Source organism: Streptomyces sp. NPDC005566, assembly GCF_040605575.1.
Classification (GTDB): domain Bacteria; phylum Actinomycetota; class Actinomycetes; order Streptomycetales; family Streptomycetaceae; genus Streptomyces.
Map to the genome: position 1 here is coordinate 44,889 of NZ_JBEXDB010000025.1, position 23,353 is coordinate 68,241.

Here is a 23,353-nt window from a genome sequence, read left to right on the forward strand (position 1 = left end):
TGTTCGGGGCTTCGGGGAGCTACGATTCGTTCATGAGCCCTGCAAAGGTCCAGCCCCAACAGGAGAAGGTGTCCGTCGACGAGTCGTCGGAGAGCACCGCCACGCTGGCAGAAATCGCCCGAGCGGCCGGAGTTTCGGCTCCGACAGTTTCGAAAGTGCTGAACGGGCGAGCCGATGTTGCCCCCAGCACCCGCACCAGGGTGGAGGAACTGCTGCTGCGCCACGGCTACCGCCGCAGGCGCGGTGCCTCGCAACAGTCCCAGCTCATCGACCTGGTCTTCCACGAACTGGACAGCGCCTGGGCGATGGAAGTCGTCCGGGGAGTCGAGAACGTCGCCCGTGAGGAAGGCCTGAGCCTGGTGCTCTCGGAGAGCGCCGGCCGGCTGACTCCGGGCCAGACCTGGGTGGACGGCGTCCTGGCACGCCGACCGGCCGGCGTCATCCTGGTGCTCTCGGACCTCGACGCCGCTCAGCGCGCCCAGCTGAACAGCCGCAGCATCCCGTTCGTCGTCGTCGACCCGGCGGGCGATCCCGGCGACGACATCCCTTCGGTCGGCGCGGCCAACTGGCAGGGCGGTCTGGCCGCCACACGCCATCTGACGGGTCTGGGACACCGCCGGATCGGCGTCATCGGCGGTCCGACGCGCATGATGTGCAGCCGCGCCCGCATCGACGGCTACCGAGCCGCGCTGGAGACCTCGGGCCTGCCGATGGATCCCGAGCTCGTGCGCGAGGGCGAGTTCCACCACGAGGACGGCTACACGGCTGCCCTGGAGCTGCTGCGGCTGCCGAACCCTCCCACCGCGATCTTCGCCGGCAACGACCTGCAGGCACTCGGCGTGTACGAGGCCGCGCGCGAGCTGGGGCTGCGGATTCCGGAGGACCTCAGCGTGGTCGGATTCGACGACCTGCCGCTCACCCGGTGGATCGGGCCGCCGCTCACCACCGTGCGCCAGCCGCTGATAGAGATGGCCGAGACCGCCGCCCGGCTGGTGCTCGACCTAGGCCGGGGCCGTCAGCCCGCCACCACGCGGGTCGATCTGGCGACGAGCCTGGTGGTCCGCAGCAGCACGGCCCCACCGGCCGGCTGACGAACGGGCGAAACCCTGTCGGCGGGGCGGGGAGCGCGTGCGTACCGTCGCGCCTCGTGACTCCCACGCTGCGCAGCGGGCGCCTGCCGCTGATCGCGTACACGCCTGCCGACGAGGACGGGTTCGTGGCGCAATTCCGGGACGTGCGGGTGTCCCGGTGGACGGGGTGACGGGCCCGCCACCGAGGCCGAGGACCGGGCCCTGTTCGGGAGGATCTTCTCCGACGTGTACGCGCGCGGCCTGTTCGACGTGTGGGCGGTCCACGAGGACGGCAGGAGGGTGGGTCACGCGGAGATCGAACCCACCCCGTTGTCGGGCGGCAACGAGATCGTCCACGCGATGACCCCCGACGCCCGGGGCCGCGGCATCGGCATCGAGCCGGCCACCGCCCTCGTCGGATGCGGCCTCGGCCCCCTCGGCCTGCCGGAGGTGCACGCCACGGTGGCCGCGGAGAACACCGCGCCCCTTGCACTGCTGAGCCGCATCGGGCTTCCAGCATGTCCGGGACATCACGGAGGACGAGGGCAGAACCACCCGGCTGCCGACCCGCGCACGCGGGCTCGCCACTGCCGGACCCGGTCAGCCCGGGTAGACGTCGAGGCGGCCGCACATACCGAACCTTGCGAGCGCGGAGGGAAGTTCTGCGTGCACCCGGGCGTCGCGGAGGTGCGTGTCCTCGCCTCGTGCCAGGGCGTCGAGGTGCCGGCCGGTCACCCGGGACGCGGCCGCCGCTCCCTTCTGCCAGCGTGCGCGCCAGTCCTCGGTCCGAGGGCGCACGAGCTCCGCGGCGGCGCGGTGGAACGCGGCCAGCGGCCCCGGGTCGCCCGCCTCGGTGGCGCCGCGCAGTGCGAGGAATCCCTGGACGGCGAGGTCGCGGCGGGTGCGTGCGGCGAACGCCTGCGCTTCCTCGCTGCCGCCGGGAAGGGTGGCTGCCGCACGGTAGAGCCCGGCATCGGCGAGGACCCGGGGCGGAAACGTGAGCACGGCATCACCCGCTTCCGGCAGCCCGCTGTTCTGCATGAGGACCACGATGCGCAGCCCGTCCTCGTTGACCAGCCGGTGGATGGTGCCCGGGGTGAACCACACGAGGGCTCCTGGAGCGAGCGGGGTCTCCTGGAAGCCCGACGCCGTGAGGGTCTGTACGGACCCGCTGCCGCCGACGACCACATAGCCCTCGGAACAGGTCAGATGCAGATGCGGGGTGCCGCCGCGCAGGCCGTCCTCCGTGGACCAGTCGTAGACCCTGAGGTGGGACACCGCCACAGCGCCCGGCAGTCCTTCGAAGGTCGTCACAGGTGCTCCTCGGTCGGGTGTCGCCGTCGTCTGCCGGGTCCGACGCCCCCGTCCCCACGTCCGTCCTCGGTGTGTCGCGCCCGTCCGGCAAGCGCTTTCCGCACCAGCCAACCCGGCGTACGACCGGGGGTCAAGGGCGCCTGCCGCAACCTCGCCGGGCGGGGCGGCGGCCGTATGTCCGGGCCACTGTCAGTGGCTCGGTGCAGACTGTCCCGTATCCGGCACAACGGCGTTTCGGGAGGTCTCTGTCATGACCGATGTACTGCTCACCGTAGGCACCCGCAAAGGACTCTTCATCGGCCGTCGGCGCGGCGGCGAATGGGAGTTCGGTGATCCGCACTTCAACGCCCAGGCCGTCTACTCGATCGCGATCGACACCCGTGGTCCGGCGCCCCGCCTGCTGGTCGGCGGCGACAGCGCACACTGGGGCCCCTCCGTCTTCCACTCCGACGACCTGGGCGCCACCTGGGTCGAGCCGAAGCAGCCGGCGGTGAAGTTCCCCCAGTTCACCGAGGCGTCGCTGGAGCGGGTCTGGCAGCTGCATCCGGCCGGACCCGAGGCACCCGGCGTGGTGTACGCGGGGACGGAACCCGCGGCGCTGTTCCGGTCCGAGGACGGCGGCGAGTCCTTCGAGCTGGTCCGCCCGCTGTGGGAGCACCCTACGAGGTCGAAGTGGGTGCCCGGCGGGGGCGGTGAGGGTCTCCACACCATCCTGACCGACCCGAGGGACGCCGGTGCGGTGACCGTCGCCGTCTCCACCGCGGGCGTGTTCCGGACGAAGGACGGCGGCGAGCGGTGGGCTCCGTCCAACAAGGGGGTCTCCGCGGTCTTCCTGCCGGACCCCGACCCCGAGTTCGGCCAGTGCGTGCACAAGGTCACCCGTGACGCGGCCGACCCAGACAGGCTCTACCTGCAGAACCACTGGGGGGTCTTCCGCAGCGACGACTCCGGGGACAACTGGACGGACATCGGCGCGGGTCTGCCTTCGGACTTCGGCTTCGCCGCTGTCGCACATCCGCACCGCGCGGACACGGTCTACGTCTTCCCGATCAACGCCGACGCCGACCGCGTCCCCGCCGACCGCCGCTGCCGGGTGTTCCGTACGCGCGACGCGGGAGCGACCTGGGAGCCGCTGACGCAGGGCCTTCCGGACGGCGCCCACTACGGCACGGTGCTGCGCGATGCGCTCTGTACGGACGACGCGGACCCTGCGGGCGTCTACTTCGGCAACCGCAACGGCGAGGTGTACGCGAGCGAGGACGACGGGGACAGCTGGCAGCAGCTCGCCTCGCATCTGCCCGACGTGCTGTGCGTGCGGGCGGTGGTGCTCGGCTGACCCGCAGCCGGCCGGTGTGGTCGTCACACCGGTGGGGCACCAGTAGAGTGCGGCCCGTGGCAGCACGACCGTTGAAAGAAATCGTTGAGCCGGGGTGGGCGCAGGCCCTCGAGCCCGTGGCCGAACGCATCGCCACTATGGGCGACTTCCTCCGCGCGGAGATCGCCGCGGGGCGCACCTACCTGCCCGCGGGGCCGAACGTGCTGAGAGCGTTCCAGCAACCCTTCGACGAGGTACGCGTCCTGATCGTCGGCCAGGATCCGTACCCGACACCGGGGCATGCGATCGGCCTGAGTTTCGCGGTGGCACCCGAGGTGAGTCCGGTGCCCGGGAGTCTGGAGAACATCTTCCGGGAGCTGCACTCGGATCTTGGCCTTCCACGGCCCTCCAACGGCGATCTGACGCCCTGGGCGCAGCAGGGGGTGCTCCTGCTCAACAGGGCGCTCACGACGGCGCCCAGGCGGCCTGCGGCGCACCGGGGCAAGGGCTGGGAGGAGGTCACCGAGCAGGCCATCCGGGCACTGGTCGCCCGTGGTACACCGCTCGTGTCGGTGTTGTGGGGCCGTGACGCCCGCAATCTGCGGCCGCTGCTGGGCGACTTCCCGGCGATCGAGTCCTCGCACCCCTCCCCCATGTCGGCCGACCGCGGCTTCTTCGGCTCACGTCCCTTCAGCCGGACCAATGAACTGCTGCAGCGCCAGGGGGCGCAGCCGGTCGACTGGCAGCTGCCGTGACGGCGGCACCGCCCGGCCCGTTCGTCATCGGTGTGGACTCCGGCGGGTCAGGACTGCGTGTGGCGCTGGGGACCGTCGGCGCGGAGCACCCCGTGTCCACCACGGTCTGCGCCGAACCGGTGCGGACGGGAGCGGCCGGTATCGATGCCGGGCACATGCTGGAGCAGCTTCTGCCGGCTGTCCGGAGGCTGCTCGATGAGGCCGGGCCGGGGGCGGCGATCGCCGCTGTGACCGTCGGGGCCGCCGGGATGGCGACGCTCGGCGGGCAGTTGCGCGCCGAGTTGCCGGCAGCGCTGGCGCAGACGCTGGGCGTGCGGCGGGTGGCGCTGGCCGCCGACGCGGTGACCGCGTACGCGGGCGCGCTCGGGCAGCGACCGGGCGCTGTCGTCGCGGGCGGCACGGGCATGATCGCGCTCGGTACCGATCTCACGACGTGGCGGAGGGCCGACGGCTGGGGCCATCTGCTGGGTGACAGCGGCGGCGGTGCCTGGATCGGCCGCGCCGGACTCGACGCGGCGATGCGGGCCCACGACGGGCGGGCCGGGGGTTCCCCAAATCTGCTCGCGCGGCTCCGAAAGATTTTCGGCCCTGCTCCCGATCTTCCGGGGCTTCTCTATCCGCGGGGCGACCGTCCGGCGCTGCTCGCGTCCTTCGCCCCCGAAGTCGCGGCCTGCGCCGCCGAGGACGAGGTCGCGGCCGGCATCCTGCGGCAGGCTGCCGTCCATATCGCGGAAGCGGCGGCGGCGGTCTGTCCGCCGGCCACGGACGCCGGGGACGGCGGTTGCGAAGTCGCCCTGACCGGAGGCCTGTTCAAGATGGGCGATCCGCTCACCGGTCCGCTGCACGAGGAGCTGGCGCGACAGGTTCCGCAGGCTCGCGTGGTGCCCCCCGCAGGCGATCCGCTCCACGGTTCACTGGCCGTCGCGCGGGCCCTCGCCCTGTCGGAACTGCGCCTGCCCGTTCACCCGGCGCTGCTGTTCGTACCGGAGGTAACGTGAGCATTCCGAGCATCTGACCGCCCGGACAGAGCAGGGCAGTTGACCGGTATGCCACTCAACAGACATAACCGGACAGATAACGCCCGACCACCCCCTCCCCGAACAGAGGGGCACCCAAAACCAGTAGCATGCGGCGCCATGAGCACCCCCACTGGGCCCGCTTCCGGCCTGCCTGTACGAATGCCGCGACCTCGCCAGTCCGGACGGCACCGCCGCCCGGAGCCCGTGGTCGCACCTGAGGGCGCTGCCGCGCTCGTTCTCGCCGTTCCCGGTACCCCTTCCTCGGCCACGCGCAGCCTCGCCGAAGAATTGATCAGCATCGCCCGTTCCGAGCTTCCCGGTCTGAACGCACAGATCGGCTATCTCGACGGTGACGACGCCGAGTACCCCACGCTCGTCTCCGTACTCGCGCATGCCGCCACCGAGCGCACCGCGCGCTACGAGCAGGCCATTGCCGCGGGTCGTGAGGTCTCCGAGCCGCAGGGTCCGTCCGCCGTCGTGGTGCCGCTGCTCGCGGGGCCGGACAGCGCCCTGATCCGGCGGATACGGCAGGCGGTCATGGAGAGCGGCACCCAGACCGAGCTGACCGATGTGCTGGGCCCGCACCCGCTCCTCGCCGAGGCACTCCACGTGCGCCTTTCGGAGGCCGGGCTGGCGCGCGCCGACCGTGCCAGGCTGTTCACCGTGGCGACCGCGGCCGATGGCATCGTGCTGGCCACGGTGGGCGGCGACGAGGCCGTGCAGGCAGCCGGGATCACCGGCATGCTGCTGGCCGCACGCCTCGCGGTTCCGGTGATGGCCGCCGCACTGGATGTGGAGGGTTCGGTCGCCTCGATCGCCGCGCAGCTCCAGAACTCCGGCTCCGCCCAGCTCGCGCTCGCGCCGTACCTGGTGGGCCCGGAGGTCGACCCCGGCCTTCTGGAGGCCGCCGCAAGGGAAGCCGGCTGCGCGACCGCCGAGCCGCTCGGCGCGTACCCGGCCATCGGCAAGCTCGTGCTCTCGACGTACGCGGCGACGCTCGGCATCACGCCTGCGACGCCGCAGGGCGCCCAGGCGCACTGATCGGCGCCCGCGCGTCGGGCTGATCGGGCGGCACGGACCGGATGGCCCCGGTCCGTGCCGCCTGTCGTTCCCCGAGCGCTTCCCCGGGACTCACGGGGAGTCTCCGGGGGCGGCGGCACGCCTCAGGCGAAGACGACGCAGGACGCGGCGGGAGCCTCGATGGAGCCCGCGTGGGCCGGGATGCCCGTCTCCGCGTCGACGGCGAACCAGCTGACGTTCCCGGAGTGCTCGTTCGCCACGTACAGCCACTGCCCGGTGGGGTCGAGTGTGAGGTCGCGGGGCCATTGCCCGCCGCAGCCCACGGCCGCGGCCAGGAGCGGCTTCTCGCCGGCCCCGTCGAGCGTGAGTACGGAGATGCTGTCGTGGCCGCGGTTCGCGGTCCACAGGAACCGCCCGTCGTGCGAGACGACGACCTCGGACGGGTACGTGCGCGCGTCCCCCGCCGTGACGCGTTCGGAATCCACGTCGTGGGGCAGCACAGGTGTCTCACCGAGCGGCTCGAGCCGGCCCGTGTCCGCGTCCCAGCGGCAGACGGTGACCGTCGGCTCCAGTTCGTTCAGCACGTAGGCGTGTCCCCCCGACGGATGGAAGGCCATGTGCCGCGGCCCGGTGCCGGGGCGCATCGCCGTCTCGCCGTGCAGCCGCAGCGACCCGGTGCGGGGGTCGAGGGCGCAGACGCGCACGGAGTCCGTACCGAGGTCCACGCTCAGCACCCAGTTGCCCGAGGGGTCGGCGAGCACCTGGTGTGCGTGCGGGCCCGCCTGCCGACCGGTGTCGGGCCCGCTGCCCTCGTGCCGGAGCACGGAGGCCGCCGGGCCGAGGGAGCCGTCGGCCCGTACCGGCAGCGCGGTCACGCTCCCGGAGCCGTAGTTGGCGGTGACCAGATGGCCGGCGGCGAGTGCCAGGTGTGTGGGGCTGCTCCCGTCGACGGACCGCACCGGGCCGGCGGGCCGCAGGCCGTCGTCGCCGATCTCCCATGCGGCGGCGGCCCCGTCGGAGGTCTCGCTGACCGCGTACAGAAGCCTGACACCCGTATCGGAGGCGGTGCCGACCGTGAGGAAGGAGGGGTCGGGAACGGCGTCCGTGGCCGCGAGCACGGTCAGCGCCCCGGTGTCCGGGTCGACGGCGAGCGCGGTGACACCGCGTCCGCCGGCCGAGGTGAACGACCCTATGAATGCCCGCCCGGCGCTACTGCTGCCCATCGTGCTACCCCGCCTTTGCCGTCTGTGCCGTCTGTCGCGATCTTCCCGGGCGACGGTAGCAGGCAGCCCTTCGTGGTCCAGACCAATCTCGAAAGCCCTCTCGGACACCTACCGCGCGTGCGTACCGCGTGCCGACCGAGCGGCCCCATCAGCGGGCGGCCGGCAGTGCCTCAAGCACCGATCAGCGGGGCCCGGGGGGAGCTGTGCAGGGGCGCGGCCAGTTCGGCGAGCGCCCGCTCCAGGCTGTGCAGATGGGCGAGCGCGGGTTCGGCGACCCCGGCAGCCGGCACGGCGCCGGCGACGGAAGCCGTCTCGCGGCGCCCGCGCCCAGGGGCCGTCAGCGCTTCCACGGAGGCTTCGACACGCCAGCAGGCGGCGGCGAGACGGGCGTCGTGCGACGCCTCGGGGTCCGCAGCTACGGACGCGAGGCCGCGCACCTCACGGGCACACACGTCGAGCAGTGCGAGCACCTGCCCGGCACGCGCCTTACGGGCGCGCAGCGGGCTCAGGGGGTGGACCAGCGGGCCGAGCGAGAGACGTACGCGCCCCAGGAGGGCTTCCAGTTCGGCGACCCGGGGCGCCGGGTCCGCCGTCGCCGAACCCGCGAGTCGCGCGGCTGCCTCCGCGGTGCAGGCGTGCACGCAGCGCAGGGCCCGCTGGATCCAGGCATCGGTCGTGGCGTGCGTGGTGACCGGCAGCAGGAGGAGCACCGCCGCCATCGCACCGAGCGCCCCCACACCCGTCTCCACGAGCCGCAGCGCGAGCAGTGAGGGGTCCAGCACGCCGAGAGCCCCGTAGAGCGCACCCGCCATGACGGTCACCGAGAACATCATCCAGGTGTACGAGACCGCCGCCGAGTAGAAGATCCCGAAGACACCGGCAGCCACCACGACGGCGGTGGGCACGGCGGCACCGTGCAGCGGAACGACGACGATCAGACCGACGGGGATACCGATCAGCGTGCCCAGGACCCGGCGGAACCCCCGCACCAGGGTCTCGCCACGGGACGCGGTGTTCACGAAGACCCACCAGGTGGCGCCGACGGCCCAGTACCAGCGCTGCTCGGAGAGGAGCTGGCCCACCAGGAGCGCGAAGGCGCCGCCCGCGGTCGCCTGGATCGCCTGGCGTGTGGTCGCGCGGGCCAGCCCCCGCCCGGCCACCGGGGCGAGTACCGAAGGCGCGGGCAGCCGCCGCTCGTAGCACCAGAAGCCGAAGCGTACGGCGGACGAGGCCAGCAGGGAGAGGACGACCGCGGAGTACAGCTCGGGCAGCTGCGCGGGCAGTGTGTGCAGGAACTGGGTGACGAAGAAGGACATGAAGGCGAACACACCGAGGGCGTGCCCCCGCGGCCCCCACCGCCGGGCGTACACGCCGGCGCCCATCACTGCGAGGAAGGCCACGTCGCGCGCCACAGGCTGGTCGTGCAGCAGGGCCGCCAGGGCCAGCACGGGCAGCCCCGCGGCGGGCAGCAGAGCCGTTGTGAGGGCCTGCCCGCGCACGGTGGGGTCGGTCACCGTGAACAGGGCCAGCAGTGCGGCGAGACCGCCGGTGATCGCCCCGACGAGCGAGTGGCCGGCCAGCCCGCACACCACGACCGCCAGCCCGATGCCGAGGACGGCCCGTGCCCCGCTGCGCAGGCGCAGCCGTCCCGGATCCGCGGCAGCGAACATCCTCTTCAGCAACGAAGCCTCTCCCCTGTGAACCCGGCCCCGTGCACCGGCATGAAAAAGGCGCCACGGGGATCCGCAGCGCCATCGACAGGTACATCAGAGCATCCCGGCACCTCATGGCTCAAATCGAAGCGAATTCGCTGAGCCATTGGTACAGACTCAGACTGTTACAGCGTGCCATGGGTAGGCCAACGGACCCGGTCGGCCGCAGAAGGCGCCGGTCGTGGGCCGCACCACGGCTACAGTCGGGCGAAGGATCACCGAGCCAGGAGGAGAACGGCCGATCATGGCGGTGGACGCCCTCGACACCCGAATCCTGCGGCTGCTCATCGAGCAGCCGCGCACCAGCGTCCGTGAGTACGCGCGCATCCTGGGAGTGGCGCGTGGCACCCTTCAGGCCAGGCTGGACCGTCTGGAGCGGGACGGCGTGATCACCGGCATGGGACCGTCGCTCTCCCCCGCGGCACTCGGTCACCCGGTGCTCGCCTTCGTCCACCTGGAGGTCACCCAAGGCCACCTGGACGAGGTGGGGGACGCGCTCGCAGCGGTCCCGGAGATCATCGAGGTGTTCTCGACGACCGGCGGCGGGGACCTCCTGACGCGCGTCGTGGCCCGCGACAACGGTCATCTCGAGGACGTGATCCAGCAGCTGATCCAGCTCCCCGGCGTGGTCAGGACACGGACCGAGGTGGCCCTGCGCGAGAGGGTGGCGCACCGGGTCCTGCCGCTCGTCGAAGCGGTGGGGCGGGCGGCGGGCAGTCCGGGCTGATCACCGGCCGGCATGCTGGAAGCCATGAGTTCCAGGCGCACCCCGGCCCCTTGGGTCATCTTCGATCTCGACGGCACACTCGTCGACAGCGAGCCGAACTACTACGAGGCGGGGCGCCGCCTCCTCTCCCGGTACGGCGTGCACGACTACGACTGGGAGAAGCACGCCCGCTTCATCGGGATCGGCACCCTGGAGACGCTGACCGTCCTGCGCGCGGAGTACGGGATCGAGGCGCCCCTCGAGGAACTGCTGGCGGAGAAGAACGCCCTGTACATGGAGCTCGCCGGCGCTTCGACCAAGGTCTTCCCGCAGATGCAGCTCCTGGTGGAGCGGCTGCACGAGGACGGGGTCGTGATGGCGGTGGCCTCGGGTTCGTCCCGGGCGGCGATCGGAGCCACCCTCGCCGTCACCGGGCTCGACGCCTGCATCCGGCTGTACGTGTCCGCCGAGGAGGTGGCGCACGGAAAGCCGCAGCCCGACGTGTTCCTGGAGGCCGCACGGCGGCTCGGCGCCGAACCGGCGGACTGCGTGGTGCTGGAGGACGCCGTGCCGGGCGTCGAGGCGGCGTACGCGGCGGGAATGCGCTGCATCGCGGTTCCCTTCACCCAAGAGATCTCCGGCGAGGCCGCGTTCGCGACTGCGGAACTGCTCTTCCCCGGCGGCCAGGACGAGTTCACCGCACAGGCCGTGCTCGACCGTCTCCGGCAGGGCCGCTAGTTCGGATCAGGCCGGATTCAGCGGGGTGGCGACGGCCCCGGCAACCGGAGGCCCGGCGGACGGATATCCTGATCATGCCGCACACCCCACGTACCATGCCGAGCCGTTGAGCCCGATGAGGTCGCCGCTGCGGCAGTCGGAGCGGGCCACAGTTCGAGATTGGTGTGCACAGGTGCTGGTAGCTGGTCGGTACCGGTTGATATCCCCCATCGGTCGTGGCGGCATGGGTGAGGTGTGGCGCGCCACGGACGAAGTGCTGGGCCGGGCCGTGGCGGTGAAGCTGCTGCTCGGGGACCATGCCGACGCCTCCTCGACCGCCCGGTTCCGCCTGGAGGCGCAGACCGCGGCGCGTCTGAGCCATCCTCACCTGGTGGCGGTGTTCGACTTCGGCTCGTGGGAGGACCGCTTCTATCTGGTGATGGAGCTGGTCGAGGGCAGGAGTCTCGGCGATCTGCTGGAGGCTCAGGAATCGGTTCACCCCGAGCAGGTGGCCGACATCGCGGGCCAGGCGGCTGCGGGCCTGGCGGCCGCGCACCGGCAGGGCATCGTGCACCGCGACATCAAACCCGGCAACCTGATGCTGGACGCCGACGGTACGGTGAAGATCGGCGACTTCGGCATCGCCCAGTTCGTCGACGATCCCTCGACGGCTCTGACCACCGCCGGCCACATCGTGGGCACGAGCCTGTATCTGGCTCCGGAGCGGGCGCTGGGCCGCACTGCCGACTCCGCGTCGGACATGTACTCCCTCGGCTGTGTCATCTACCAACTCCTGGTCGGTCAGCCGCCGTTCCGCTCGGACACCGCGACCGCGACGCTCTACCAGCACGTGGACACGCCTCCGGTGCCGGTGAGACAGCGGGGGGTCGGCATCTCCCCCGCCTTCGATTCGTATCTGCTGGGCCTGCTGGCGAAGCAGCCCGAGGACCGGCCGAGCGCGCAGCAGGCCTCGGAATGGTTCCGCAGCGGCGCCTGGCGCGGGCGCCCCGAGCCGCTGCCGCAGCATGCCGCCGCCCCGCGGCCCGTCGCCCCTGCCGCTCCGCCTCCGGGTGCCGCCACTCCGGACACCGGGGGCATGTCGACGTACCGGCTGCCGCAGCCCACCGGGCGCAGACGGGCGACTCCTGCGCCCCGGGCCGCCAGATCGGCGGTCACGCGCCGCCGCAGCGCGGGTGAGGCCATCCGCCGAAGGCCCCGTGTGGCGAGTGCCGTCGCCGGAGCCGTCGCCTTCGTGGCGGCGGTGTATCTGGGAACGATCCTGTTCTCGCCGGACTCCGGTGCGGCGGACACCCCGGATCCCGGTCCGGCCCCGACGGCCACGCTGCAGTCACCCGCACCTGTCGGACCGGCCGGTCCTGCCGGGGACGAGCCCCGGCAGGACGGTCAGCAGGACGGCGAGGAGTCGGACGACTGAACCCCGCCGCTGCGCTCGGCCCCTGCTCGTGTCCGCGTCACCAGCGCGCGTGGACCTCCGCACGGATCCGGCGGTCGTACAGCTCCCGCACCGCGTCCAGCGTGCTCAGCGGCAGCGGGGCAAGCGCGGCCGCGGCAGCGTTGGTCCGGGCCTGGGCCACGGAGCGCGCACCGGGGATGACGCTCGTGACACCGGGCTGCTGGATGATCCAGCGCAGCGCGGTCTGTGCCGAAGTGGCGCCTTCGGGGGCGAGTTCGGCGAACTCGGCGGCAGCCGCCACACCGGTCGTGTAGTCGACGCCGGAGAACGTCTCGCCCTGGTCGAAGGCCTCGCCGTGGCGGTTGTACGTGCGGTGGTCCTCGGGAGCGAAGACGGTGTCCTTGGTGTACTTGCCGGACAGGAGTCCGGAGGCGAGCGGAACCCGCGCGATGATCCCGACTCCCGCGGCGGCAGCCGCCGCGAGCACCTCGTCCAGCGGCTTGAGGCGGAACGGGTTGAGGATGATCTGCACGCTCGCGACACCCGGCCTGGCGATCGCCGTGAGCGCCTCGGCGCACGTTTCGACGCTGACCCCGTAGGCACCGATCCGCTTTTCCGCGACGAGCGTGTCCAGGGCGTCGTAGACCGCGTCCGAGGAGTAGACACTCGTCGGCGGGCAGTGCAGCTGTACGAGGTCGAGCGTGTCGACGCCGAGGTTGGCGCGCGAACGGTCGTTCCAGGTAAGGAAGTTGTCCAGTACGTAGTTCTCGGGGATCTGGTCGGCGCGCCGGCCCATCTTGGTGGCGACGAAGATGTCCGCGTCCGGGCGGCCCTTCAGGTAACGGCCGATGAGCTGTTCGCTGCGGCCGTCCCCGTAGACGTCGGCGGTGTCGAAGAAGGTGACTCCCGACTCGACGGCCGCGTCCAGGACGTCGAAGGCGTCGGCCTCCCGCACCTCACCCCAGTCCCCGCCCAGCTGCCATGTGCCCAGTCCTACGACCGATACGTCACGTCCGGCCCTGTTCAGTGTGCGCTGCTCCATGGTGAGCATGCTACGTCGCTGCTCAGAGGCCGACGGCCGGCGCGGGGGCGCCCTCGGCCCTTGTTCCGGGCGGGGTCTTCCGGGGACGGGGACGACCGGTGCCCGCCCGCAGTGTGTGCGACGGACGGGCACCGGGAGTGCTCCGGGACGGGTTCGGGTCAGTTGTCGGTGGTCACGCGCACGTAGTCGACGACGAGCTGCTGGGGGAACGTGGTGCTGCCGTCCGGATCGCCGGGCCAGTAGCCGCCGACGGCGAGGTTGAGTATGAGGAAGAACGGCTTGTTGAAGACCCAGGCGTTGCCGTTGAGGTCGGCGGGCGTGCGCCTCTGGTAGACGGTGCCGTCGACGGACCAGGTGACGGAGTCCGGGGCCCAGTCGACGGCGAAGGTGTGGAAGTCGTCCGCGAAGGCCGCCCCGCCGGGGAGGCTGTATCCGGCACCGATGCCGCCGGATCCGGAGTAGCCGGGACCGTGCAGGGTGCCGTGGACGGTACCGGGCTCGAAGCCGACGTTCTCCATGACGTCGATCTCACCGCTGTTCGGCCAGCCGACGCTGCCGATGTCGGCGCCGAGCATCCAGAAGGCCGGCCACATTCCCTGTCCGCGCGGGACCTTCATCCTGGCCTCGACGTGGCCGTACGTCTGGGTGAACTTGCCGGAGGTGTTGAGTCGGGACGAGGTGTACTCGCAGGTTCCGTACCAGCACTGGTAGTTGCCGGGGTTCTCCTTGCGCGCGGTGATGACCAGGTTGCCCTGGCCGTCGAGGGCGGCGTTGTTGTTGCCCGCCGTGTAGTACTGCCGTTCGTGGTTGTTGACGTTGTCGCCGGTCTCGATCTGCCACTTGCCGCCGTCGACGGCCGAACCCGCGGCTCCGTCGAACTCGTCGGCGAACGCCACGGCGGCCGGGACCGCCGCCTTCGATTCCGCGGAGGACGCGGCCGCGTGGGGGGCGGGTGCGGCCGAGGCGCCTGCGGGAAGGGCGGTCAGGGCGGCTGAACAGCAGAGCAGCGAGAGGGCGTACATCATCGTGCGACGCCGCTTCGCGGGACGCCTCATGGTGTGTTCCGAGGGGTGCACAGTCATCACGTCACTTCGAGGTGGAGGATGGTGGGGGGCATGTGCATGACAGGTGAATGCCGAGAGATGAACGGTTGGGGCGCTCATCCCGGGCATATATTTCAACTCTTGATTTAAGACAGGTCCCGGAGAGCCGTCAAGGTCCAGGTCCGGACCGGGCGGGTAGAAGTCATCACCACGGGGAACGGACAACTCATGCGCAATCGACCCGTACTCGCCGTTCCCGCCGCTCTCACCCTGGCCCTGCTGGCTCCGGCCGGCGCCCTGGCCACCTCCTCCGCCGCCGCGGCCTCGGCGCCGCCCACCTGCCGTGACAGCCGCCTGGCGGTCGCCGCCACCGCCTCGGACCAGCCCGACGCGGTGCGGATCAGCATCACCAACCGCGGCGCCACCGCCTGTGTCGTCGACCGCATCCCCACCGTGGTCTTCGGCGACCTGGACGGCTCGGCACAGCCGGTACCCGCGAGCGAGAGCGCACCGTACCGCCTGGCGGCCGGCCGCTCGGCGTACGCGGCGGTGCGCACGCTGGACCCCGCGTCGACCGAGCTGCGGGTGACGGACCGGCTGACGGTCGCCGGGGACCCGTCCCACCGGGGACGGACGTTCGACGCCGCCTCCCTGGGAGCCCCTGACGGAATCCGGGTGTGGGAACCGGTCACCACGTCGTGGCACCCGTCGCAGGCCGCTGCCGACGCGGTGCTCGAGCGGCACACGGACTGACCGACCGGGCAGACCCCGCAGCCGGCCGTGCGGCCGCCGTCGTGCGCCGCACGGCCGGGAGCGGCACAGTGGAGGTACGGGCCGCGCGGTGCTTGCGCGGCCCGGGCCGGGCGGAGCCGTACGCCTCGTCCGGCGGCATCCCGGGCGGAAGGACCCAGCCGTGAAGAGCGACGACGCACGACGTTTCGTGGTGCAGATCCATGACGCCCGGCGGATGCACTTCGACTTCCGCCTGGAACTGGACGGCGTCCTGAAGTCGTGGGCCGTGCCCCGCGGCCCGTCGGACAATCCGCGCGACAAGCGGCTTGCCGTGCCGACGGAGGACCACCCGCTGGAGTACCGCGAGTTCGAAGGAGTCATCCCACAGGACGAACAGGGCAGCGGCACCGTCATCGTCTGGGACCAGGGCACCTACCGTCCGCTCAGCCACGATGCCGGGGGCGCCCCCGTACCGTTCGGCGAGTCCCTGGACCGCGGGCACGCCACGTTCTGGCTCGACGGAAGCAAACTGCACGGCGAGTTCACGCTCACCCGCTTCCGCATCGGCAACGAGGGCGACACCGAGGGCCCCGAGGCCTGGCTGCTCATCAAGGCCAACGACCGGCAGGCCGTCCGCGACAGGCCCGGCACACCCGACCCGTACCACGCCCGCTCGGCCCGCACCGGCCGGACGCTGCACCAGGTCGCCGCCGCGGAACGGGAGAGCGCCGGCTGACGCGTGGTCCACGTCAGGACACGGTCGCCCGCCCCGCGACCCGCGCCGCGAGCAGCTCCCGCAGCCGGCTCAGCCGGGCGATCTCGGCGTCGAGTACGGCAAGTCTGCGCGCCGCCACTCCCTCGCTCTCCACGCCCCCTTCGCCGAATCCGGCGCACCGCTGGGGCGGTCCGTCGACGAGAAGGTCCAGGCGGTCCGAGCAGTGCCGCACGTCCTCGACCGTCAGCCCCAGCGACAGCAGCTCACGGATGACGCGGACCCTGGCGACATCACGTGGTCCGTACTCGCGCTGGCCCGTCGTGCTGCGCCGGGGCGGTGGCAGCAGTCCCCGCTCCTCGTAGAACCGCAACGCTCTGGGTGTGGTCCCCGCCGCCGCAGCAGCGTCACCGATCCGCATCCGCCACCCCCAGGGTTCCCGCAGCGTTCTCACAACGTGACGACGACGGTGCCGAGATGCTGACCGCCGATCATCTCGTGCAACGCCCGGGCGGCGTTGTCCATGCCCGCGATCCGCACATACGGGAAGGTGATCTCCCCGGAGCGCAGCCACTGTCCGAACTTCCGGTTCCACTCCCCGTGCGCCTCCGGGTGGTCGAGCCCGCTGATGCCGGTCATCGTGATGCGCTTGACGACGAGCTGGAACGAGTCGATCTCGACCGGGGCCGTGGTGCCGCTCCCCTGCTCGGACAGCTGACCCGACAGCGCCCCGACCAGTACGAACCGGGCGCCAGGGCGAGCCGCGCCGACAGCCGCCCTCAGCTGCTCTCCCCCGACCATGTCGACGAACACATCGATGCCCTCGGGCGCCGCTTCGGCCAGCCTCGCGGACAGGGAACCCTCCTGTCCCCTCAGTACGACCGCGTCGTACCCGAGTCGCTCCCGCATCACGGCGGCCTTCTCCGGTGAGCCGGTGCTGCCGATCACGCGGCCGGCCCCGAGCAGCCGGGCGGTCTGTCCCGCCATGGATCCGACTGCTCCGGCCCCGCCGGACACGAACACCGTCTCTCCAGCACGCAGTTCCGCCACCCGGGTGAGAGCCGCGTACGCCAGGGACCCCTGGGAAAGATGCGCAACCGGGTCGGGGAGGACGTCACCGAGCGGCGTGCATCCGGCGGCGGGGACCACGGCGTACTCCCGCCAGCCGAGATAGTGCGAGACCAGCTCCCCCACGGCCGGCCCGCCGGGGCCCGGGTTCGCGACGACCTCTCCGACGGCCGCACCGAACAGGGTGTCTCCGGGGCCCACACCCGGGAAAGGGGCGCCCTCCACTCCCCCGCCGATGACCGTACGCAGGGCGGGAAAGACCTGGAAGCAGCCGTTGCGCACCAGGACCTCGCCCTCCCCCGGCTCCGGCAGCGGTGTCTCCACGACACGGAAGTGCTCCGGGCGGGGCAATCCTTCGGGAACGGCGGCGAGCCGCACTTCCCGGGAGGTGCGGGGCAGGGGCGGCCGAACAGTCATGCGGGCTCCAGCGTCTGCGTGCCGTGCCTCCGGCCGATCGGACGGAAGCACGCAGACGCTAAACCCTCACCTGTGCGTCAGAGGCAAGCCCCGGGGCTGTCGTCACGTGGGCCTGACGGCGGCCAGGTGGGCGAACACCACCACGTTGTCCTTGTAGTCCTTCGCCTTCTTGTCGTACTCGCCGCCGCAGGTGATCAGCCTGAGCTGGGCGGTGCCGTTGTCGGCGTACACCCGCTCGTCGGGGAAGTTCGCCTTGCTGAACGTCTCGACCGAATCCACCTTGAACACGGTGACGATGCCGTCCTCGCGAGTGATGCTCACCTTGTTGCCGGGCTTGAGCGTCCCGAGCAGCAGGAACACGGCCGGGCCCGTCATGGTGTCGACATGGCCGGCGACGACCGAGGTGCCGCGCTCGCCAGGGGTGGCCCCGTCCTTGAACCAGCCGGCCAAATTCATGTCGTTCGCGGGCGGCGCGTCCAGTCGGCCCGACGGGCCGATGGCCAGCGGGGTGAAGGGGGCGTCGACCGCGATCTTCTTGATCCTGATCCGCTCGGGCTCGGACCGGGACAGCCCGTAGGACTCGCCGGACGCGGAGGGCGCCGGAACGGGCGAGGCGGCAGAGTGAGAGGACTTGGGCGCCGCGGCAGCGACGGGCGGCGGGACTCCTGCCGAGGCGTCGAGGGAGTTGTAGACGAGGAGGAAGCCCAGGCCCACCGCCACGGCGGGCCACAGCAGGGAACGGCCGAGGGCAGGGGAGGCGGACTCTGTGTCGGACGGCTGCTGTGCGGCCATGCGCATGCTGCCTTTCGTGTACGGGGACGACGGGGCGGAACGAACCGGGGAAGGCGGGAAAATCGGCGCGGCCACCGCCCGGGCAGGGCGGCGGCCACGACAGAGATACCTTCGGCCCGGCGGATGCCTGTCAGGCTGCCGCGACACCCGAGGCGTTGCGGCGGCGCAGCCGGTATGCGGCCGTCCCGATACCGCCGAGCATCAGCACGGAGCCCGCTGCCAGGCCGCCACCGGACAGTGCCATCGCACCGCCACCGGTGTGGACGCCGCCCTCCGGCTTCTCGTGCTTCCACGATTCCGGCTTCTCACGGTCCGCGTTGTTACCGCCCGCGGACTCCTCCTTGTCCTTCTCCCAGTCGTCCGCCGTGATACCGGCCAGCGCACCGCCACCGGTGTGGACGCCGCCCTCCGGCTTCTCGTGCTTCCACGATTCCGGCTTCTCACGGTCCGCGTTGTTACCGCCCGCGGACTCCTCCTTGTCCTTCTCCCAGTCGTCCGCCGTGATGCCGGCCAGCGCACCGCCACCGGTGTGGACGCCACCCTCCGGCTTCTCGTGCTTCCACGATTCCGGCTTCTCACGGTCCGCGTTGTTACCGCCCGCGGACTCCTCCTTGTCCTTCTCCCAGTCGTCCGCCGTGATGCCGGCCAGCGCACCGCCACCGGTGTGGACGCCACCCTCCGGCTTCTCGTGCTTCCAGGAGTCGGGCTTTTCACGGTCGTCGTTGTTGCTGCTCGATGAGGAGCCGCTGTCCTTGCTCCAGTCATCGGCCGAGGTCACGGCGTACGCGGCTGGGACGGAGACCGCGAGGACCGCCGTGACGGCGGCCGATGCGAACAGGGTGCGGGCAGAGCGCATGGATACACAGTCCTTTCGCCACCCCCGCGAAGGCCGGCGGGTTGTCGGCTCATCGGATCGCAGGTGCGACGTGATCCACCGTCAGCTGGAATTCCATGTCCCACCACTGGGGCGAGCAGCATTCGGGGGACTCCATGGGCCCTTCGTGTGACAGCCGGCCAGATGTCACCCGTTGGACGGCACGCCACGCCGAGGCGATGTTTGAGCCCCGAAGGGCCGTTCACGGGACGCACGGGGCCGGTGAGTCGATCCACCACTTCCTGAACCAATGAGGCGTCAGATCTCACCCTCCGTCACTGATCAGGACGAATCAAGAGGGCAATCACCGCGGGGGCGTCATCAGTTCTTGTCGCCAACAGGGCCTGATACATCTGTTGTTGCACATCTCTTGACGCGTTCGTAACAAGGGTGAAGTATCTGCCGCAACCGGAGAGAGCGCTCTCTCCGGCTGTGCGCGTCGTGTACCCGCCCCACGACTCAGGAGACACTCGTATGTACGCACCCCCCCTGTTCCACAGACCCGTCACCCCGCTGGGCAGAAGACGCGGCGGTGTACTGGCCGTCGTCGCCGGACTCGTCCTCTCGCTCCTGGCCTTCGTCCCCTCGACCCCGGCAAGCGCGGCACCCGCGCTCCTGTCGCAGGGCAAGACGGTCACCGCCTCCAGCCAGGAGAACGGCGGCACCCCCGCGGGCTCCGCGGTGGACGGCGACAACGGCACCCGCTGGGCGAGCGCCTTCGCCGACCCGCAGTGGATCAAGGTCGACCTGGGCGCCTCCGCCTCGGTGAGCCAGATCGTGCTGCGATGGGAGGCCGCCTACGGCACCGCCTACCGCATCGAGTTCTCCACGGACAACAACACCTGGAGCACCGCCTACTCGACCACCACGGGCCCCGGCGGAACGGAGACGCTCAACGTCTCCGGCACCGCCCGCTACGTCCGGCTGACCGGAACCACCCGGGCGACCGGTTACGGCTACTCTCTCTGGGAGTTCCAGGTGTTCGGGACGACGGGCGGCGGGGGCGACCCGCAGATCCCAGGCGGCGGTGACCTCGGACCCAACGTCCTGGTCTTCGACCCCTCGACCCCGAACATCCAGGGCAAGGTCGACGAGATCTTCAAGCAGCAGGAGTCGGCCCAGTTCGGGACCGGCAGGTACGCGCTGATGTTCAAGCCGGGCACGTACAGCAACATCAACGCCCAGATCGGCTTCTACACCCAGATCGCGGGTCTGGGCCTCAAGCCGGACGACACCACGTTCAACGGTGATGTGACCGTCGACGCCGGCTGGTTCAACGGTAACGCCACCCAGAACTTCTGGCGTTCGGCCGAGAACCTCGCCCTGAACCCGGTCAGCGGCACCAACCGCTGGGCCGTCTCCCAGGCCGCTCCCTTCCGCCGCATGCACGTCAAGGGCGGGCTCAACCTCGCACCGAACGGATACGGCTGGGCCAGCGGCGGCTACATCGCCGACAGCAAGATCGACGGCCAGGTCGGCCCCTACTCCCAGCAGCAGTGGTACACCCGCGACAGCTCCATCGGCAGCTGGGGCAACGGCGTCTGGAACATGACGTTCTCCGGAGTCGAGGGCGCACCCGCCCAGAGCTTCCCCGAGCCGCCGTACACGACCCTCAACAACACCCCGGTCTCCCGCGAGAAGCCCTTCCTCTACCTCGACGGCAACACCTACAAGGTCTTCGTCCCCGCCAAGCGGACCAACGCACGCGGCGTCTCCTGGAACGGCACCCCGCAGGGCGAGTCCATCCCGCTGAGCCAGTTCTACGTGGTCAAGCCCGGCGCGACCGCGCAGACGATCAACGCTGCTGTCCGCCAAGGGCTGCACCTGCTGTTCACCCCGGGCATCTATCACGTCAACGAGCCCATCGAGATCAACCGCGCGAACACCGTCGCACTGGGCCTCGGCCTCGCCACGATCATTCCGGACAACGGGGTGACCGCGATCAAGGTCGGTGACGTAGACGGAGTCAAGCTGGCCGGCCTCCTGGTCGACGCCGGTACGCAGAACTCCTCGGTGCTCGTCCAGGTGGGCCCCGACGGCGCGTCGGCCGACCACTCGGCCAACCCGACCTCGCTGCAGGACGTGTTCGTCCGGGTCGGCGGAGCGGGCGCCGGCAAGGCGACCACCGGCATGGTCGTCAACAGCGACGACACGATCATCGACCACACCTGGCTCTGGCGCGCCGACCACGGCGACGGAGTCGGCTGGGAGACCAACAGGTCCGACTACGGTCTGCGGGTGAACGGCGACGACGTGCTGGCCACCGGCCTGTTCGTCGAACACTTCAACAAGTACGACGTGCAGTGGTACGGCGAGAACGGCAGGACGATCTTCTTCCAGAACGAGAAGGCGTACGACGCCCCCAACCAGGCCGCCATCCAGAACGGCAGCACCAAGGGGTACGCCGCCTACAAGGTGGCCGACTCGGTGACCACCCATGAGGGCTGGGGCATGGGCAGCTACTGCTACTACAACGTCGACCCGACCATCCGTCAGGAGCACGGGTTCCAGGCACCGGTGAAGCCCGGTGTGAAGTTCCACGACCTGCTCGTGGTGTCCCTGGGCGGCCAGGGCCAGTACGAACACGTCATCAACAGCACCGGATCCCCCACATCCGGCACCTCGACCATCCCGTCACAGGTGGTGTCCTTTCCCTGAGACGGGGTGAGGTGAGCGGAGCTCCACTCACCTGATGGCGGCGGGGCCCGGCAGCAGTCACTGTCGGGCCCCGCGTCATGTCCCGACGAGCATCTCCAGGTAGGAACGCAGTTCCGGACCCGTCGCGGGGGTGACCCGCAGCCCCAGGTAGCCGTCCGGCCGTACGAGGATCGCCTCGCCGCCACGGGCGCCGTACATGGACCGGAACTCGTCGAGGCCGTCGTGCACGGCGGGCAGTCGCAGCCCGGGCGCCCGTACCTTCGGGGCGAGTACCGCGCAGGCGTTCAGCAGGCCGGGCGCCGCCCGCTCGGCGGCAGCCGCCACCTCGTCGAACCGCTCCGGCTGCTCCTCGTCGTCCGCGTAGAGCAACAGGGTGTGGTCGCGTCCCCGCAGCAGGGTGAACAGCCGTACGGGGAAGGACGCCAGACCGTATTCGATGCCGCCGCAGTCGGGAGCACGGTCGCCGGGGGCGGGGCCGTCGTGCGCGGTGCCGTCCGGACCCACGACAGGGCTGCCCCGGTAGCCGACGAGGAGCTGGGCCTCTCGGCGCATCATCGTCGCCGGGTCGTCCGGATCGGACTGCATGCCGCTCCGCGCATGACGGAGCGTCCGCCGCACCACTTCCTCACCGACCGGGCGTCGCTCCGAGTCGTAGCTCGCCAGCAGGCCCTCACCCGCTCGGCCGCGTACGGCGGCGGCCAGTTTCCACGCCAGGTTGTAGGCGTCCTGGACGCCGGTGTTCATGCCCTGGGCTCCTGTGGGCGGGTGGATGTGGGCGGCGTCCCCGGCGACGAACACCCGCCCCTGCCCGTAGCGGTCCACCAGCCGGTGGCTGATGCGGAAGACGGAGGACCAGCGCAGCGACGACGCGGCCGTCGGCACGGGCGAGAGCCGGTCGAGCACCGCCTGGATGTGTTCCAGCCCGGGCTGCGGGCCGCGGTCGCCGCTCAGACCGTGCACCACCTCGTCCTTCCCGGCCTGCTGGGCCTGGGACAGCTCGGGCGGAGTCAGCATCGACATCCGGTAGCGGCGGCGGCCGGGCAGCGGGATGCACACCAGCAGATCATCGGTGCGCCCGTCGACGACGTGCGAGGACCGGACCGTGTACCCGACGGGCAGGTCCCAGTCGACCTCGACATCGCCCAGCATGTACTCCTCGGGGAGGGCCGCACCCTCGAAGGTGAGCCCGAGGCCCTTGCGTACGACGCTGTGGGCGCCGTCGCAGCCCACCAGGTAGCGGGCCCGGATCTCCTCCGTACCACCGGACGGCAGCGCGAGACGTGCCCTGACCTCGTGGGCGTCCTGTTCGAAGGAGACGAGCTCCGTGCCGCGCTCGACCTGCCCTCCCAGGCGGACCAGGAGCTCTTCGAGGAGCCGTTCCGTCTCGTACTGCGGGAGGGCGGCGAAGGCGTAGGGAACGTCCTCCGGCAGGGTCAGATCGATCCGGCCCTGCTCTTCGCCGTTGACGTAGAGCAGCTGCCCCTTCAACGGGACGGCGGTCTCCAGAGCCTCGCGGACCATCCCCATCCGGTCCCAGATCTCCAGGGTCCTGGGCTGCACGCCCACCGCCTTGGCGAACGGCTGGCGAGCGCGGAGCCGGTCGACGACCCTGCACCGGATGCCCCGCCGCTGCAGCTCGGAAGCGGCCGTGAGGCCGACCGGGCCCGCTCCGACGACCAGCACGTCGACGTCGCTCACAGTGCCTCCCGGAAGGAAGTTCGGTCACTCAAATGCAGCACACCAGGGGCGT

Annotated in this window: 21 protein-coding genes and 1 pseudogene; 12 read left to right on the forward strand and 10 right to left on the reverse strand. The window is 71.2% G+C overall.

Going from position 1 to position 23,353, the window contains the following annotated elements:
* Positions 1 to 32 precede the first annotated feature (32 nt).
* Together ABZS61_RS31040 and ABZS61_RS31045 are read left to right on the forward strand one after the other, a co-directional pair.
* Positions 33 to 1,091, forward strand: a complete 1,059-nt coding sequence (locus tag ABZS61_RS31040; protein WP_356428573.1) for a LacI family DNA-binding transcriptional regulator — start codon at positions 33 to 35, stop codon at positions 1,089 to 1,091.
* A 56-nt stretch (positions 1,092 to 1,147) separates the two neighbouring features.
* Positions 1,148 to 1,683, forward strand: a pseudogene (locus tag ABZS61_RS31045) (GNAT family N-acetyltransferase).
* Here ABZS61_RS31045 and ABZS61_RS31050 read toward each other — a convergent pair.
* Positions 1,671 to 2,384: a cupin domain-containing protein gene (locus ABZS61_RS31050; RefSeq protein ID WP_356428576.1), complete on the reverse strand. Its 714-nt coding sequence runs from the start codon at positions 2,382 to 2,384 to the stop codon at positions 1,671 to 1,673. The pseudogene ABZS61_RS31045 and the gene ABZS61_RS31050 sit on opposite strands and share 13 nt — an antisense overlap.
* 250 nt (positions 2,385 to 2,634) lie before the next feature.
* Here ABZS61_RS31050 and ABZS61_RS31055 point away from each other — a divergent pair, with 250 nt between their 5' ends.
* The 4 genes from ABZS61_RS31055 (at position 2,635) to ABZS61_RS31070 (ending at position 6,514) form a co-directional block, all read left to right on the forward strand.
* Entirely contained in the window at positions 2,635 to 3,720 is a 1,086-nt protein-coding gene (locus ABZS61_RS31055) for an exo-alpha-sialidase (RefSeq protein WP_356428578.1), read from the forward strand.
* 56 nt (positions 3,721 to 3,776) lie between these two features.
* On the forward strand, positions 3,777 to 4,454 hold the full coding sequence (locus tag ABZS61_RS31060; RefSeq protein ID WP_356428581.1) for a uracil-DNA glycosylase: 678 nt from the start codon (positions 3,777 to 3,779) through the stop codon (positions 4,452 to 4,454).
* Positions 4,451 to 5,452: a BadF/BadG/BcrA/BcrD ATPase family protein gene (locus tag ABZS61_RS31065; RefSeq protein WP_356428584.1), complete on the forward strand. Its 1,002-nt coding sequence runs from the start codon at positions 4,451 to 4,453 to the stop codon at positions 5,450 to 5,452. Before ABZS61_RS31060 ends, ABZS61_RS31065 begins: the two co-directional genes overlap by 4 nt.
* Before the next feature lie 138 nt (positions 5,453 to 5,590).
* On the forward strand, positions 5,591 to 6,514 hold the full coding sequence (locus ABZS61_RS31070; RefSeq protein WP_356428587.1) for a hypothetical protein: 924 nt from the start codon (positions 5,591 to 5,593) through the stop codon (positions 6,512 to 6,514).
* A 122-nt stretch (positions 6,515 to 6,636) separates the two neighbouring features.
* Here the strand turns inward: ABZS61_RS31070 and ABZS61_RS31075 are convergent, their stop codons facing one another.
* Positions 6,637 to 7,716, reverse strand: a complete 1,080-nt coding sequence (locus ABZS61_RS31075; protein ID WP_356428590.1) for a lactonase family protein — start codon at positions 7,714 to 7,716, stop codon at positions 6,637 to 6,639.
* A gap of 170 nt (positions 7,717 to 7,886) precedes the next feature.
* On the reverse strand, positions 7,887 to 9,398 hold the full coding sequence (locus ABZS61_RS31080; RefSeq protein WP_356428593.1) for an FUSC family protein: 1,512 nt from the start codon (positions 9,396 to 9,398) through the stop codon (positions 7,887 to 7,889).
* Between the two features lie 274 nt (positions 9,399 to 9,672).
* Here ABZS61_RS31080 and ABZS61_RS31085 point away from each other — a divergent pair, with 274 nt between their 5' ends.
* The 3 genes from ABZS61_RS31085 to ABZS61_RS31095 all read left to right on the forward strand — a co-directional run bounded on the left by ABZS61_RS31085 (position 9,673) and on the right by ABZS61_RS31095 (position 12,286).
* On the forward strand, positions 9,673 to 10,155 hold the full coding sequence (locus ABZS61_RS31085; RefSeq protein WP_356428596.1) for an Lrp/AsnC family transcriptional regulator: 483 nt from the start codon (positions 9,673 to 9,675) through the stop codon (positions 10,153 to 10,155).
* Between the two features lie 24 nt (positions 10,156 to 10,179).
* Positions 10,180 to 10,872 (forward strand): HAD family phosphatase, encoded by a 693-nt coding sequence (locus ABZS61_RS31090; RefSeq protein WP_356428599.1) that lies wholly within the window; start codon positions 10,180 to 10,182, stop codon positions 10,870 to 10,872.
* Positions 10,873 to 11,095: 223 nt separating this feature from the next.
* Positions 11,096 to 12,286: a serine/threonine-protein kinase gene (locus ABZS61_RS31095; protein WP_356428602.1), complete on the forward strand. Its 1,191-nt coding sequence runs from the start codon at positions 11,096 to 11,098 to the stop codon at positions 12,284 to 12,286.
* Positions 12,287 to 12,323: 37 nt separating this feature from the next.
* On the opposite strand, the gene ABZS61_RS31100 is transcribed toward ABZS61_RS31095, so the two are convergent.
* Both ABZS61_RS31100 and ABZS61_RS31105 read right to left on the reverse strand, forming a co-directional pair.
* Entirely contained in the window at positions 12,324 to 13,316 is a 993-nt protein-coding gene (locus tag ABZS61_RS31100; protein ID WP_356428605.1) for an aldo/keto reductase, read from the reverse strand.
* 149 nt (positions 13,317 to 13,465) lie between these two features.
* Complete coding sequence (locus ABZS61_RS31105) at positions 13,466 to 14,389, reverse strand: glycoside hydrolase family 16 protein (protein WP_356428608.1); 924 nt, start codon at positions 14,387 to 14,389, stop codon at positions 13,466 to 13,468.
* A 189-nt stretch (positions 14,390 to 14,578) separates the two neighbouring features.
* On the opposite strand from ABZS61_RS31105, the gene ABZS61_RS31110 reads away from it, so the two are divergent.
* Positions 14,579 to 15,103, forward strand: a complete 525-nt coding sequence (locus tag ABZS61_RS31110) for a DUF4232 domain-containing protein (protein ID WP_356428611.1) — start codon at positions 14,579 to 14,581, stop codon at positions 15,101 to 15,103.
* Between the two features lie 160 nt (positions 15,104 to 15,263).
* Positions 15,264 to 15,818 carry a DNA polymerase ligase N-terminal domain-containing protein gene (locus ABZS61_RS31115; protein ID WP_356428614.1) on the forward strand — a complete coding sequence of 185 codons (555 nt, stop codon included), beginning with the start codon at positions 15,264 to 15,266 and terminating at the stop codon, positions 15,816 to 15,818.
* Between the two features lie 13 nt (positions 15,819 to 15,831).
* On the opposite strand, the gene ABZS61_RS31120 is transcribed toward ABZS61_RS31115, so the two are convergent.
* The 4 genes from ABZS61_RS31120 to ABZS61_RS31135 all read right to left on the reverse strand — a co-directional run bounded on the left by ABZS61_RS31120 (position 15,832) and on the right by ABZS61_RS31135 (position 18,927).
* On the reverse strand, positions 15,832 to 16,215 hold the full coding sequence (locus ABZS61_RS31120; protein ID WP_356428617.1) for a MerR family transcriptional regulator: 384 nt from the start codon (positions 16,213 to 16,215) through the stop codon (positions 15,832 to 15,834).
* A gap of 29 nt (positions 16,216 to 16,244) precedes the next feature.
* A complete protein-coding gene (locus ABZS61_RS31125) occupies positions 16,245 to 17,279 on the reverse strand; it encodes an NADP-dependent oxidoreductase (protein WP_356428620.1) in 1,035 nt (344 codons plus the stop codon).
* Between the two features lie 102 nt (positions 17,280 to 17,381).
* Complete coding sequence (locus ABZS61_RS31130) at positions 17,382 to 18,071, reverse strand: class F sortase (RefSeq protein WP_356428623.1); 690 nt, start codon at positions 18,069 to 18,071, stop codon at positions 17,382 to 17,384.
* A gap of 130 nt (positions 18,072 to 18,201) precedes the next feature.
* Entirely contained in the window at positions 18,202 to 18,927 is a 726-nt protein-coding gene (locus ABZS61_RS31135) for a hypothetical protein (RefSeq protein ID WP_356428626.1), read from the reverse strand.
* Between the two features lie 492 nt (positions 18,928 to 19,419).
* On the opposite strand from ABZS61_RS31135, the gene ABZS61_RS31140 reads away from it, so the two are divergent.
* Positions 19,420 to 21,603 carry a discoidin domain-containing protein gene (locus ABZS61_RS31140; RefSeq protein ID WP_356428629.1) on the forward strand — a complete coding sequence of 728 codons (2,184 nt, stop codon included), beginning with the start codon at positions 19,420 to 19,422 and terminating at the stop codon, positions 21,601 to 21,603.
* A 75-nt stretch (positions 21,604 to 21,678) separates the two neighbouring features.
* Here the strand turns inward: ABZS61_RS31140 and ABZS61_RS31145 are convergent, their stop codons facing one another.
* Positions 21,679 to 23,301: an FAD-dependent monooxygenase gene (locus ABZS61_RS31145; RefSeq protein WP_356428632.1), complete on the reverse strand. Its 1,623-nt coding sequence runs from the start codon at positions 23,299 to 23,301 to the stop codon at positions 21,679 to 21,681.
* Positions 23,302 to 23,353: the final 52 nt, after the last annotated feature.

What these genes read in the sequence shown, in the direction of transcription:
- ABZS61_RS31040 (WP_356428573.1), top strand. Translation starts at nt 33, where the DNA reads ATGAGCCCTGCAAAGGTCCAGCCCCAACAGGAGAAGGTGTCCGTCGAC.
- ABZS61_RS31055 (WP_356428578.1), top strand. Translation starts at nt 2,635, where the DNA reads ATGACCGATGTACTGCTCACCGTAGGCACCCGCAAAGGACTCTTCATC.
- ABZS61_RS31070 (WP_356428587.1), top strand. Translation starts at nt 5,591, where the DNA reads ATGAGCACCCCCACTGGGCCCGCTTCCGGCCTGCCTGTACGAATGCCG.
- ABZS61_RS31075 (WP_356428590.1), bottom strand. Translation starts at nt 7,716, where the DNA reads ATGGGCAGCAGTAGCGCCGGGCGGGCATTCATAGGGTCGTTCACCTCG.
- ABZS61_RS31085 (WP_356428596.1), top strand. Translation starts at nt 9,673, where the DNA reads ATGGCGGTGGACGCCCTCGACACCCGAATCCTGCGGCTGCTCATCGAG.
- ABZS61_RS31090 (WP_356428599.1), top strand. Translation starts at nt 10,180, where the DNA reads ATGAGTTCCAGGCGCACCCCGGCCCCTTGGGTCATCTTCGATCTCGAC.
- ABZS61_RS31095 (WP_356428602.1), top strand. Translation starts at nt 11,096, where the DNA reads ATGGGTGAGGTGTGGCGCGCCACGGACGAAGTGCTGGGCCGGGCCGTG.
- ABZS61_RS31100 (WP_356428605.1), bottom strand. Translation starts at nt 13,316, where the DNA reads ATGCTCACCATGGAGCAGCGCACACTGAACAGGGCCGGACGTGACGTA.
- ABZS61_RS31105 (WP_356428608.1), bottom strand. Translation starts at nt 14,389, where the DNA reads ATGACTGTGCACCCCTCGGAACACACCATGAGGCGTCCCGCGAAGCGG.
- ABZS61_RS31110 (WP_356428611.1), top strand. Translation starts at nt 14,579, where the DNA reads ATGCGCAATCGACCCGTACTCGCCGTTCCCGCCGCTCTCACCCTGGCC.
- ABZS61_RS31120 (WP_356428617.1), bottom strand. Translation starts at nt 16,215, where the DNA reads ATGCGGATCGGTGACGCTGCTGCGGCGGCGGGGACCACACCCAGAGCG.
- ABZS61_RS31125 (WP_356428620.1), bottom strand. Translation starts at nt 17,279, where the DNA reads ATGACTGTTCGGCCGCCCCTGCCCCGCACCTCCCGGGAAGTGCGGCTC.
- ABZS61_RS31130 (WP_356428623.1), bottom strand. Translation starts at nt 18,071, where the DNA reads ATGGCCGCACAGCAGCCGTCCGACACAGAGTCCGCCTCCCCTGCCCTC.
- ABZS61_RS31135 (WP_356428626.1), bottom strand. Translation starts at nt 18,927, where the DNA reads ATGCGCTCTGCCCGCACCCTGTTCGCATCGGCCGCCGTCACGGCGGTC.
- ABZS61_RS31140 (WP_356428629.1), top strand. Translation starts at nt 19,420, where the DNA reads ATGTACGCACCCCCCCTGTTCCACAGACCCGTCACCCCGCTGGGCAGA.